At 46.0% G+C, this 12,421-nt stretch carries 15 protein-coding genes and 1 pseudogene; 12 read left to right on the forward strand and 4 right to left on the reverse strand.

Going from position 1 to position 12,421, the window contains the following annotated elements; all coding sequences use genetic code 11:
- The 6 genes from rpsR to dnaB all read left to right on the forward strand — a co-directional run.
- Positions 1–121, forward strand: a 121-nt coding sequence (gene rpsR / locus B2X00_RS06805; RefSeq protein WP_290486658.1) for a 30S ribosomal protein S18, incomplete at its 5' end; no start/stop codon positions are given.
- A gap of 41 nt (positions 122–162) precedes the next feature.
- A complete protein-coding gene (rplI, locus tag B2X00_RS06810) occupies positions 163–615 on the forward strand; it encodes a 50S ribosomal protein L9 (RefSeq protein ID WP_071463951.1) in 453 nt (150 codons plus the stop codon).
- 131 nt (positions 616–746) lie between these two features.
- Positions 747–1,256, forward strand: coding sequence for an RNA polymerase sigma factor (locus tag B2X00_RS06815; protein ID WP_290486650.1), 510 nt, complete (start codon positions 747–749; stop codon positions 1,254–1,256).
- Positions 1,253–1,789: a hypothetical protein gene (locus B2X00_RS06820; RefSeq protein WP_290486651.1), complete on the forward strand. Its 537-nt coding sequence runs from the start codon at positions 1,253–1,255 to the stop codon at positions 1,787–1,789. Before B2X00_RS06815 ends, B2X00_RS06820 begins: the two co-directional genes overlap by 4 nt.
- 23 nt (positions 1,790–1,812) lie before the next feature.
- Complete coding sequence (locus B2X00_RS06825; protein WP_290486652.1) at positions 1,813–2,766, forward strand: DUF4097 family beta strand repeat-containing protein; 954 nt, start codon at positions 1,813–1,815, stop codon at positions 2,764–2,766.
- A gap of 43 nt (positions 2,767–2,809) precedes the next feature.
- Positions 2,810–4,204, forward strand: coding sequence for a replicative DNA helicase (gene dnaB / locus B2X00_RS06830; RefSeq protein WP_290486653.1), 1,395 nt, complete (start codon positions 2,810–2,812; stop codon positions 4,202–4,204).
- A 25-nt stretch (positions 4,205–4,229) separates the two neighbouring features.
- Here dnaB and B2X00_RS06835 read toward each other — a convergent pair whose 3' ends face one another.
- From B2X00_RS06835 to zur, 4 genes are read right to left on the reverse strand one after another with little or no spacing between them, the layout of a single operon-like run.
- Entirely contained in the window at positions 4,230–4,703 is a 474-nt protein-coding gene (locus tag B2X00_RS06835; protein ID WP_110575011.1) for a chemotaxis protein CheX, read from the reverse strand.
- A gap of 13 nt (positions 4,704–4,716) precedes the next feature.
- On the reverse strand, positions 4,717–5,238 hold the full coding sequence (locus tag B2X00_RS06840) for a DUF6702 family protein (RefSeq protein ID WP_290486654.1): 522 nt from the start codon (positions 5,236–5,238) through the stop codon (positions 4,717–4,719).
- Positions 5,216–7,561 carry a M1 family metallopeptidase gene (locus tag B2X00_RS06845; RefSeq protein WP_290486655.1) on the reverse strand — a complete coding sequence of 782 codons (2,346 nt, stop codon included), beginning with the start codon at positions 7,559–7,561 and terminating at the stop codon, positions 5,216–5,218. The genes B2X00_RS06840 and B2X00_RS06845 overlap by 23 nt, the downstream gene beginning before the upstream one ends.
- Before the next feature lie 27 nt (positions 7,562–7,588).
- Positions 7,589–8,044, reverse strand: a complete 456-nt coding sequence (zur, locus tag B2X00_RS06850; protein WP_370215645.1) for a zinc uptake transcriptional repressor Zur — start codon at positions 8,042–8,044, stop codon at positions 7,589–7,591.
- 136 nt (positions 8,045–8,180) lie between these two features.
- On the opposite strand from zur, the gene dusA reads away from it, so the two are divergent.
- The 6 genes and pseudogenes from dusA to rplD form a co-directional block, all read left to right on the forward strand.
- Positions 8,181–9,236, forward strand: a complete 1,056-nt coding sequence (dusA, locus tag B2X00_RS06855) for a tRNA dihydrouridine(20/20a) synthase DusA (RefSeq protein WP_290486659.1) — start codon at positions 8,181–8,183, stop codon at positions 9,234–9,236.
- 190 nt (positions 9,237–9,426) lie between these two features.
- Positions 9,427–9,693: a hypothetical protein gene (locus tag B2X00_RS06860; RefSeq protein WP_290486656.1), complete on the forward strand. Its 267-nt coding sequence runs from the start codon at positions 9,427–9,429 to the stop codon at positions 9,691–9,693.
- 166 nt (positions 9,694–9,859) lie between these two features.
- Entirely contained in the window at positions 9,860–11,056 is a 1,197-nt protein-coding gene (locus tag B2X00_RS06865) for a dipeptidase (protein WP_290486657.1), read from the forward strand.
- Between the two features lie 290 nt (positions 11,057–11,346).
- A complete protein-coding gene (rpsJ, locus tag B2X00_RS06870) occupies positions 11,347–11,658 on the forward strand; it encodes a 30S ribosomal protein S10 (RefSeq protein WP_006956423.1) in 312 nt (103 codons plus the stop codon).
- A gap of 38 nt (positions 11,659–11,696) precedes the next feature.
- Positions 11,697–12,335, forward strand: coding sequence for a 50S ribosomal protein L3 (gene rplC, locus B2X00_RS06875; protein ID WP_011235153.1), 639 nt, complete (start codon positions 11,697–11,699; stop codon positions 12,333–12,335).
- An 18-nt stretch (positions 12,336–12,353) separates the two neighbouring features.
- Positions 12,354–12,421, forward strand: a pseudogene (rplD, locus tag B2X00_RS06880) (50S ribosomal protein L4); the annotation flags it as partial.

The following is a 12,421-nucleotide window of genomic DNA, read 5'->3' on the forward strand; positions in this document are numbered from 1 at the left end:
TGGCAAGATCGTTCCAAGCCGTATCACCGGAACTTCAGCTAAGTATCAGCGTCAGTTAGCACGTGCTATCAAACGTGCTCGTTATTTGTCTCTGCTTCCATACACTGATTCACATCAGTAAGTTAGCACGGGCTCGGATACCAAGATTTAGAGGTAGCGAAAATGAATGTCATCTTATTAGATAAGATCGCTAACCTAGGTAGCTTAGGCGACCAGGTTGCTGTTAAGTCAGGTTACGCGCGTAACTTCTTGTTCCCACAAGGTAAAGCGGTTCCTGCAACTAAAGAAAACGTTGAACTTTTTGAGCAACGTCGTGCTGACTACGAAGCTAAATTGGCAGACCAATTAGCTGCGGCTCAAGCACGCGCTGAGAAAGTTAATGCTTTGGAATCTGTTACTATCGCTTCTAAAGCGGGTGACGAAGGTAAACTATTTGGCTCTATCGGTACTCGCGATATCGCTGACGCAATCACTGCGGCAGGCGTTGAAGTGAAGAAGAGCGAAGTACTTATGCCTAACGGCACTTTGCGTGAAGTAGGTGAGTTCGAACTCGAATTACATTTACACGCAGACGTTTATGCAAATATCACTGTTAAAGTGGTTCCAACTGAGTAATTATTGACTGAGTTGTGAAAAAAGCTGCCTTAGGGCAGCTTTTTTTTTTACCTGCTTGTAAACCCAGGCTCGCGTTAACTCGACTTACTCTATAAATTAGCTACTTAAACGTTTTTTTCAGGGAGAGGACATTGTCAGACAGCAACGATATTGAGTTAGCTGCCAATGGCGATAAGCATGCGTTCAAGCGCTTATATGAGCGCCACGTACGTGGAGTCTATGGAATGGTGTTTAGGTTAACCGCGGATCGCTCACTGGCCGATGATTTGGTACAGGAGATCTTTGTTCAAGCTTGGCGTTCACTACCCAAATTTGATGGTCGTGCAAAGTTCTCTACGTGGCTATTTAGTCTTGCTAATAATGTGGGCATTACAGAAATGCGTAAAAAGTCACGTTGGTTCAAACGTAATGAGCGAGCCGTTGAATATAATACGCAGGACGAGGCAGACAGTAGTGATATTGATTTAGGTGAGCTCGATAAGTTGATAATTCGCTTACCTGAGCAAACACGCCAAGTGTTTGTTCTACATGCGTTAGAGGACTATTCGCACCAGCAAATTGCTGACATGTTACACATTGCCGAAGGTACGAGTAAATCGCAGTTTTTTCGCGCTAAAAAAATGATGCAGGAGTGGTTATGAGCAATGAAAAAGAGCAACAGTTAGAAACACTTATTGCGCGGCACCGTGAGACTCCTGAAGCAATAGAGCCGAGAGATGATTTATGGCAGCGCATTGAACAGCGCTTGGAGCCGCAACCAACTGAGCGTCGGGAGGAAGGCTCGCGTACCTGGTGGGCCGCAGGCGGTGGCGCGCTCGCGGCCAGTCTGTTGGCGGTAGCTGTTTTTGTTGGTTACCAAGGCGCTCAGCCAGGAGGGGATATCAGCAATAATGAGTCACCTTATTACGCGGCGGCGGCGCAGATGATCAGCACCCAAGCGCAACAGGTTTCCGCACTGCAAAGTGGTTACAAACTGGCCGGCATTGAGCAGAGTGATGAGGAATTAACTACACAGCTACAGCAGCTAGCCAAAGCGAGACAGTCGGTACTAGAAGCGTTAGCGTCTGGTCCTGGTAATGCACAGCAGCTGGAGTTATTGCGTTGGATTAACGAACAAGAACTGGCGTTGTTAGAGCAAAGCTATCAACAAAAACCAGTATTGAAACAAATTTAAGCTTGGTAAACGAGGAGATTACTATGAAATTTTTAACTGCATTATTGATGGGTGCTGTTGCGCTATCAACGGTGAATGCTGTTGCACAAGAGCGTGTCGATGAAAAAATGGACGTGCCGAAGGGTACTGAAGTATTTGTTGATAATGAACGCGGGTCAATTGAGGTGATGGCGAGCGATGACAACGTCGTTCATGTTACGGGCACACTCGACAAACGGACTGAGCAATTTATTTTTGAACTCCGTGGCTCAACGTTGCACGTGCAAGTTAAAACTCCTGAGCAAAACGGATGGTTTGACGATGATGATGGCTCGAAATTAACTATTTACATGCCGAAAACCAGTCACCTTGATGTAAAGGGTGTTTCGATGGATTTCGAAGCGTTTGACTTGGAAGCCGGCGTAGAGGCTAACTTAGTCAGTGGCGATGTCAAAGTCGAGAATATTAAGGGCGGTGTCGAGGTGAGTACCGTAAGTGGTGATATCGATGCGCGTGCAATCGCAGGCTTGGTGCGTTTAGAAAGCGTGAGTGGCGATATCAACGATAAGGATAGTGCCGCTAAAGTTGCGCATTATCAAGCGGTCAGTGGTGATATTAAAGTTCGGGCTGACCAGCTTGAGGAATTTTATTTGCAGAACGTATCGGGGGACGTCAGTGGTGAGTTGCCGAAGCTTAAAAAGGCTAACTTAAAGAACGTCAGTGGTGATATTCATATTTCGCTGAATTTGGCAAATAACGGTGAGTTAAAGGCCTCATCAGTGAGCGGTGATATGGAGTTCATCTTCGCGTCAACGCCCGATGCAAGTTTTGATATCTCGACCAATGCCGGAGGAGATATTGTTAACCGTCTGACTAATGATAAGCCTACAGAGTCACGCTGGGGGACCTCATCAGAGTTAACCTTTGAAGTCGGAGCGGGGAGTGCTCGCGTTGGAATAACAACGGTTTCAGGAACTGTCGAAATCCGTCGCGATTAACGATATAGTAGCCACCATTAGGGAGTGTTCAGAGACCTCAACAATGGCCGAAAAAAATAAGCAAAGAGATAAGTCGATTGAGGCGCTGCGTTCAGCGCCTCATTCGATCGAAGCCGAACAATCTGTGTTAGGTGGTTTGATGCTAGATAATGACGCTTGGGATAAAGTGTCTGGGCTCATTATCGCACAAGATTTTTATCACCGAGCGCATCGCCTGATTTTTACTGCAATGCAGTCTCTCGCCGATAGCAGTCAACCAATGGATTTAGTGACTGTTTCTGAGGAGTTAGAGGCGAACACTGAGCTCGATGCCGTGGGTGGTTTTGCGTACCTAGGTGAAATCTCGAAGAATACACCGAGTGCGGCCAATATTGTCGCTTATGCCAACATTGTGCGAGAGCGTGCGGTGCTCAGGGAAATGATTGCCGCAGCCAATGACATCGCAGAATCAGGCTATGACACTCAAGGCCGAACCAGCCAACAGCTCCTTGATGAAGCAGAGAGTAAAGTATTCCGTATTGCTGAAAAGCGCACCAGCGCGACCGAGGGGCCAAAAGGTGTCAGCGATATATTGGCCAAAACGATTGAGAAAATTGAGACGCTCAGCAACATCAAAAACCATAATGGTGTCACCGGGACTTCAACGGGGTTTCACGATTTAGATCAGATGACAGCGGGTTTACAGCCTTCCGATCTGATTATCGTAGCCGCTCGGCCATCCATGGGTAAAACCACCTTTGCGATGAACCTGGCTGAAAATGTGGCGATGAATGAAGAAAAGCCTGTGCTGGTGTTCAGCTTAGAAATGCCATCTGAACAAATTATGATGCGTATGTTGGCTTCACTGAGTCGCGTAGACCAAAACCGCGTTAGAACAGGACGTTTGGAAGATGACGATTGGGCTCGGATCGCATCGGTAATGAATATTCTGAACGATAAAAACAATCTTTATATTGATGATTCATCTGGCTTAACACCGACCGAAGTGCGCTCACGGGCACGTCGTGTTGCACGTGACCATGGTGGTTTATCGATGATCATGGTTGACTACCTGCAGTTGATGACTGTACCCGGGATGTCAGAAAACAGGACGCTAGAAATTGCGGAAATTTCTCGCTCATTAAAGTCACTGGCGAAGGAGTTAAGTGTTCCCGTTGTTGCGCTTTCGCAACTTAACCGTTCACTCGAACAACGCTCTGATAAACGTCCAGTAAACTCGGATTTGCGAGAATCAGGCTCGATTGAGCAGGATGCCGACGTCATTATGTTTATTTATCGTGATGAAGTTTATCACCCTGATAGCGCAGAAAAGGGCTTGGCTGAGATTATCATTGGTAAGCAGCGGAATGGACCAATAGGTAAGGTTGAACTTAAATTCCACGGGCATCTATCAAGATTCGATAATTTTGCACGTGCAACTGACGATGAACGCTACTAGATGGGAAGTGAGAGCTTAGTAAGAACTAGGCTCTCAGCTTATCAAAGCAAATTTCGATGTAGGCCTTACCTGCCACATGGTTGAAAGGCATAATGAGCTTAGCGCCTTCCGATTTGTGAGAGATAGTATGATCTCTGCCAGACACAACAATAGGTGTGGCCATATCAAAGTCAAACCCACGTTCAGCAAGCTCTTTTTTAGCTCCACCTGTGACCATATTGGTAATTTCGCCAACCATGTCACAGACTTCTTCATCCACTGAATCGGGTAATTCTCCAAGCATTTTGTGCATGATTTCACATGCCAAATTCTCTTCGAAGGATATCGAGAATGAGCCTTTAACCTGAGGTCCCACCATACCGATTATGCCAGAGACGTCGCCCCGCGCATATTCATCCTTTTTGATTTGAGGCTTGCCTGGTTTGAGCTCCATCTGAGCCATCATCGAAAGCACGTTTTGGAGCGCATTCAAAAATGGATTCACGAACTCTGCGTCCATAAATAATTACCTTTTATTCACCGCAATTAATTTCTTTTGTATCACGTTGCTCGTTGAGTGTAACGCCACGCGTTAATTCGTCACTTTTCACATTAACGGTGTTAACTTGAGCAGGGTACGTCGAAAGCATAACACGGTTTGTTATTTTCCAATTACAAAAATCCGTTTTTGTGTGTGATTTTTCTTGATAGATCCACAGGTTTTGAAAATCGGCTTCGAGTCCAACCCAGTCAAGATTAATGGCGCGACCCGAAATATCATTCATCGAGAATTTAGCTTGTATCCACTCTTTGACTCGCTGGTCAGCATCAGGCTGGTCAATTCTAAAAGGTTCATCGTAAAAACGGCCAATGGCGAGTTCGACGTCGTGTAGTGTGTATTGATGTACAACTTCAATATTGCCGGTGTGAGCGTTCCAACTAACATCGGTTAAGCCAAAAAAATATTTGTGCGCTGCTACCGGGGGTAGCAGCGCACACGAGGCGATTAAACCGATAATAGAACGCGAAATATTACTCTTCAGCGTTTTTATCATCCGTGTCTAATTCCTCATTATAGCGCTCCATCATGCTGTCATCGCCGTGATCGCGCTTATATAGTTCAATGCGTGAAGGGACAGCACGTGCAGGCCAATAGTTATTTGAAGTATCGGTATCTGCTGTTTCCCAATAAGGGTCTACCACTATCTGATCGATCTTCTTGTCACGAATCAGCAGTTTACTTACGTGCTCAGGTGAACGACGCCAGATCTCTGCAGGAATACGTACGTGCTCTTTAGTGCCATCAGCGAAATGAAGATCTAACAAAATAGGCATGACCAAGCCGCCTTTGTTACTAAAGTCGAGTACATAGAAATTTTTGCCATTTTTCAGCATCTGTTTCTGTTCGTCATCCAAACCGTCGAGTAACTGCTTGTACTCATTACGGTCAGCGTTGGTGACAGTGTACTCGTCGTTCTCGTTATAGAAGTCACGAAGGTGTTCTTGCTGAGCAATCTTCTTAACCATATCTTCGTTGCGAATCGCAGTGATAGATTTTGGATCTTGCTGGTCAACTTGTTTCTTCCAAGCCTTTTCGACTTCTGGATCTTGAGTATTGACGGTTAGCAGGTTTACTTTGTCGAGCGAGATATCTACGTGGTCAGTGGTGTAGAACCAGCCACGAATAAACCAATCGAGGTCGACGCCTGAAGCATCTTCCAAGGTGCGGAAGAAATCTTCTGGGGTAGGACGTTTGAATTTCCAGCGACGTGAATACTCACGGAATGCAAAGTCAAACAATTCACGACCAACAATCGTTTCACGCAAGATATTAAGCGCAGTAGCTGGCTTACCATACGCATTATTGCCGAACTGCAGAATCGATTCTGAGTTGGTCATAATTGGCATTTGATTCTGGCTCGCCATGTAACCTGTAATATTACGTGCTTCGCCGCGCCATGAAGGGTAATCATCTTCCCAAGCTTGTTCAGCGAGGAATTGCAAATAGGTGTTTAAACCTTCATCCATCCATGTCCACTGACGCTCGTCAGAGTTAACGATCATTGGGAAGTAAGAGTGACCGATTTCGTGGATGATGACCGAGATTAACCCGTATTTAGTACGTTTTGAGTAGTACTTTTCGCCACTATCTTCGTCAACGTATGGACGTGGACCATTAAAGGTAAGCATGGGATATTCCATACCACCAACGGGACCATTGACCGAAATAGCGACAGGGTATGGGTAAGCGAAACTGTATTTATTATAGTGTTCAATTGTGTGAATAATTGAAGCTGTCGAGTACCGCTCCCAAAGAGGATTACCTTCTTCAGGGTAGTAAGACATGGCTAAAACATCGCTTTCGCCGTTATCAAACCCTTGGGCGTCCCAGATAAATTTACGTGATGAAGCCCACGCAAAATCACGAACATTGTCGGCTTTGAAAACCCACGTTTTGGTTTCAGAAGTGCCTTCTTTTTCGTTCTCAAGCGCTTCTTCTTGAGTGACGATCTTAACTGGCTTATCCGCTGTTTCAGCTTCTTCTAAACGCTCTTGTTGTTCGTCGGTTAGCACGTCATCTGGGTTTTGCAACGTACCTGTAGCTGCAACGATATGGTCTGCCGGTACGGTGATTGCAACCTCATAGTTACCAAATTCTAAGGTGAACTCGCCGCGTCCCATAAACTGCTTGTTTTGCCAGCCTTCAGCATCGTAGTACGCTGCTACACGAGGGAACCACTGTGCCATTTCGTACAGGTAGTTACCATCATCCTCGAAGTACTCGTAGCCACCACGGCCGCCAAGTACATCGGCTTCGATGATATTGAATTTCCAGCCAATGTTAAATTCAATCGATTCACCTGACTTAAGCGGCTTATCTAAATCGATACGCATCATGGTGTCGTTAATGATGTAATCCATTTGCTCGCCACGCGGATCGGATACATCAGTGATAGTATAGCCCGCTGGAAACTCTTCTTGAGTCATCATCGTTTCCATTTGGCTAAAGCTGACTTTCTTCATGCGCTCTGCGCTGGAAGCTGAAGCTTGCGGACCGATAGAGTCTTTCTTAAATCGGTTCTGGTCCAGCTGTACCCAAATGTAACGTAATGTATCGGGTGAGTTATTGGTGTAGGTAATCGTGCTACGGGCATTGATGCTTTGATTTTCGTCATTCAAAGTGACCTGAATGTCGTAATCAGCTTGTTGTTGCCAATAACCGTGGCCGGGGGCACCTGAGGCGGTTCTATAAATGTTAGGAGAACGGTATTTGTCGTCATTCAACTGGCGAAACTTGTCGTCGAACGCTTGCGCGTTGATGGCCTGAGAGACCGTCATGCTCGCGACAGCTACACCAAGGAGGTGAGTTAACTTCATTGGTATTTCCTGTTGTTATAGTAAGGACTAATGGCATTTAGCACATAAACCATGTGCTTCGATGGTTTGCTCTTTTACCAGGAATCCCTGATCTTCAGCCTGAGACTGTAGTTCGGAGTAAACTCCTTCAGAGTGGATTTCCTGTACATCACCACAGCGATCACAAATTAACATTTGTACCGGATGTTGGTGCTCAAAATGCGAGCAAAGAACAAAACTATTCGATGAAGTGATCTTATGAACAAAGCCTTGCTCTTGTAGAAAGTCGAGCGCCCGATAGATTGTCGGCGGCTTTGCATTAGGAACGGAGCCTTTTAACATATCAAGGAGATCATAAGCGCCAACGGCTCCACTCTGGGCTGCCAGTATACGAAATACTTCGCGACGCGTGGATGTGAGTCTAGCGCCTCGTTGTTGGCACAGTTTTTCCGCTTTGGTAATTAAACGCTCTGTTTCGATAGTTCCCATATGTGACCTTTTCATCTGCTGGCTTCGATTTTAATTAGATTTGTTCGCCAAGCAATGCTCGACCCAATAATCGTCTTCGATAAAGTGTAAATCATATCATCCTATTACGGAACTAACGTGGTGTTCTGAATAATCTAAAACGGGTATAATGATGCGTTATGTCGTGAGTCGATTATTTAGAATTACCGCCATTAAGGTTCAGGAGTTTTCGTTGTCAAAGCTATATCCTCATTTTGCCTCAGTCGCCCCGATGCTGGATTGGACGGATCGCCATTGTCGCTATTTTCACCGTCTATTGAGTCCGAGTACTTTGTTATATACCGACATGGTTACGACGGGAGCGATTATTTACGGGCAACAAGACTTCTTGGCTTACAATGACGAAGAGCATCCAGTTGCATTGCAGTTAGGTGGCGCCGATCCGGGGGCAATGTCCAAGTGTGCCGCGCAAGCTCAAGCAAGGGGCTACGATGAAGTCAATATTAATGTCGGGTGTCCGTCCGACCGGGTACAAAATGGCAGCTTTGGTGCTTGCTTGATGGCGCAACCGAAATTAGTCAGTGATTGCATTAAGGCGATGAAAGCCGAAGTAGACATTCCTGTGACGGTAAAGACTCGTCTTGGAATCGATGAGCACGACAGCGACGACTTTCTATATCAATTTTTGGATGCGTGCGTGGATGCGGGCGTCGACCAGTTAACGCTGCATGCGCGTAAGGCTTGGCTTAATGGGTTAAGTCCAAAGGAAAATCGAGAAATACCTCCTCTACAATATGATCGGGTTTATCGCGCCAAGCAACGGTATGGTGATTTACCCATTGCGATTAATGGTGGTATTAAGACACTGTCAGAGGCTCAATCGCATCTAGCTCACGTTGATAGCGTGATGATCGGGCGTGAGGCGTATCAGAATCCATGGATACTCACTCAACTGGAATCGTTGTATTCAACGCAGCCTTTGGTTATCGAGCGAGACAGTGTGGCGCGTCAGATGGTTCCTTATATTCAGCGACATGTTGTGGCCGGTGGTCGGGCATGGCACGTTGTTCGTCACATGTTGGGGTTATATCAAGGCCAGCCCGGGGGCAAGAAATGGCGTCAGTACCTCAGCATAAAAGGTCCTCGTGCAAATGATGCTGAAACGCTCATAGAAGGGGCACTTGAGTTTCGTCAGAATAGTGCACTGCGGCTCGCAGATATTCAGTAGTGATATTAGCTAAAAGTTAGCGTGTTTTGTAAAACTGTGTAATTTTTTCACCACTCCAAAAAAAGGTGCTGAGTTAAAGTTCTAATAAAGTTCTTTAAAAACAAATGGTTATAATTTTTTAAGAGTTGGCACAACCTTTGAAAGAGTAATAGCGACTTAATTAATACGTTACCTTCAAAGGAGCACAACCATGAAAAAATTAATCATTACTTTGTCAGCCGTTGCCGCATTGAGTTCAGTCCCTGCAATGGCTCAAGATAGTCAAGAGAGTAGCATCCGTAGCGCTCTTCAAACTGAGGTCAGTTCAATTTCTGAGTCACTGTGGCAAGCATCAAAAGATGCTGTTGTATCCACTCTCGATGAAATCACTACTGAACTGTTTAGCGAAGAAGCCCTTGCTTCACGTGAATCACGGGATGACTCAGCTGAGTCAAACGACGACAACAAAAGCGAGTAATCACCATGGCGTATATCACTCATTGGTGGTTGGTTTGGTTAATCGCACCGGTGTTAGGCACAGTTATCATCGGTGCGGTGACCGCCGCGAGTTCATCGCTAGTGCGTCAGGGTTAAAGTTTTGTTAATCTGCAAGTTCTCTGTTTTGGTTGTGTTAAGGAACTTGCATGTTAAAAAAGACAATTACAATGACGGCACTAGCGGCACTTGTCGCTACCGCAACATCTAGTTTTGCTGAAGAATATACCGCTAGCGGTAAAGCACGTATGCTAGCGAAAGAAAACCTACTTATCGATACGCACATCGACGTCCCCTATCGTATTCATAACGAGTGGGAGGATGTGACCGTCGCTACCGAGGGTGGAGATTTTGATTATCCAAGAGCGGTAGAGGGCGGGTTAAATGCCCCTTTCATGTCAATTTATATTCCTGCGCATTACGAACAGAGTGGTGGGAGTATTCAACTAGCGAATGAGCTTATAGATAGTATGGAGGCTCTCGTCGGTCGTGCGCCAGATAAATTCGCTATGGCTTATACGACAGAGCAAGTGAAGGAAAACACTGAAAAAGGCTTAATGTCTATTGCCTTGGGAATGGAAAACGGCACCCCCATCGAGGGTGATCTTGCCAACCTTGAGCACTTCTACAAGCGCGGTATTCGCTACATTACGTTGGCGCACTCACAGTCCAACCATATCTCGGATTCATCATACGATATCCGTCGCCAATGGGATGGTTTATCACCTTTTGGTAAGAAGCTTGTGAAAGCAATGAATGATATCGGTGTGATGGTCGATGTTTCACATATCTCCGATGATGCGTTTTATCAAGTTATCGAGATCAGTGAGGCGCCCGTTATCGCGTCACATTCGTCTTTACGTCAGTACACACCAGGTTTTGAACGCAACATGAGTGACGACATGCTGAAAAAGCTTGGTGAAAATGGCGGTGTCATTCAAATCAACTTTGGGTCTTCATTTGTTGCAAAGCAAGCCAACCGCTATCGCGATATGCTTAAAAAGCGTATTGAGGCGGTAAAAGATCAGTATGGCGAAGACTCTGAGGAAGCAAAGCAGCGTATTGCTGAGATTGAGAAAAACAACCCATACCCGTATGCGACGCTTGACCAAGTCCTAGACCATATCGACCATGTGAAAGCGTTGATTGGTGTCGAGCACATTGGTATCGGTTCGGATTACGACGGTGTCGGTGATTCCTTGCCTGTAGGTTTGAAAGACGTGTCGAGTTATCCTAATTTGGTTCAGGGTTTGCTAGACCGCGGTTACACCGATGAAGAAATTAAAATGATCTTGGGTGGCAATTTAATGCGCGTCTGGCGGCAGGTCGAAGAGTACGCCAAGTAGCTTGCGCCTTTGGGTAGCTTGCGCCTTTGGCGCAAGTAACACCATGAAGTCGCGCCATAGGCGCGACCTACTTACTGCTAAATGTTGACAACCGGTCGCGAAGCTGTATAATTCGCGACCACATCAATTTTTGTTTAAGTTTAGCGACTTGCTTAATTGGTGTTCCACAACAGTCCCGATAGGGGATTGAATGGTTGACGTAGATAATCGCACCCCCGGTATGTGCCAGGGAGGTTGCGTTTGTCTGTGCTCTTTTTTAAATGCTCTTTAATTTGAGGCTTTGATTTTTTATGGCTAATCAAAGAATTCGGATTCGATTGAAAGCGTTCGATCACCGTCTGATTGACCAGTCAACTGCAGAGATCGTTGATACTGCAAAACGCACTGGCGCGCAGGTACGTGGACCAATTCCACTGCCAACTCGGAAAGAACGCTTCACCGTGCTGATTTCTCCACACGTAAACAAAGATGCGCGTGACCAGTACGAAATCCGCACCCACAAGCGTCTGATCGATATCATGGACCCAACTGACAAAACTGTTGACGCGTTAATGCGTTTGGATTTGGCAGCTGGCGTTGATGTACAGATCAGCTTGGGTTAAGTGGGCAGTAATAGGATTACACACGAGAGGTTTTAACAATGGCTATAGGTCTAGTCGGTCGTAAAGTAGGAATGACGCGTGTCTTCCAGGAAGACGGCGCTTCTGTTCCTGTTACTGTGATCGAAGTGCTGGCGAACCGTGTGACTCAGGTTAAATCTGATGACACTGACGGTTACCGTGCCCTTCAAGTAACCACAGGCGAGAAGAAAGCGAGCCGTGTAACCAAGCCTTTAGCAGGTCACTTTGCTAAAGCTGGTACAGAGGCTGGTCGTGGTCTTTGGGAATTCCGCCTGCAAAATGGCGAAGGCGAAGATTACGCAGTAGGTTCTGAACTGACTGTTGATATTTTTGCAGAAGTTAACAAAGTAGACGTTACTGGTACTTCAAAAGGTAAAGGCTTTGCCGGTACTGTGAAGCGCTGGAACTTCAGCATGCAGGACGCTACTCATGGTAACTCATTATCTCACCGTGCACCGGGTTCAATCGGTCAAAACCAGTCGCCTGGTAAAGTATTCAAAGGCAAGAAAATGGCTGGTCAGATGGGTAATGAGCAAGTCACTACGCAATCACTTGAATTAGTTCGGGTTGATGCAGAGCGCAGCTTGTTGTTGATCAAAGGTGCGGTCCCGGGTGCAACCGGAAGTGATGTGATCGTTAAACCAGCGGTCAAGGCATAACGTCTGAGGAGAATAGTGATGGAATTAACATTGAAAGACGCAAAAGGCGCTCTTGAGGTTTCCGAAGCTACCTTTGGACGTGAGTT

It is taken from the genome of Idiomarina sp. UBA3162, from assembly GCF_002364475.1.
Classification (GTDB): Bacteria; Pseudomonadota; Gammaproteobacteria; order Enterobacterales; family Alteromonadaceae; genus Idiomarina.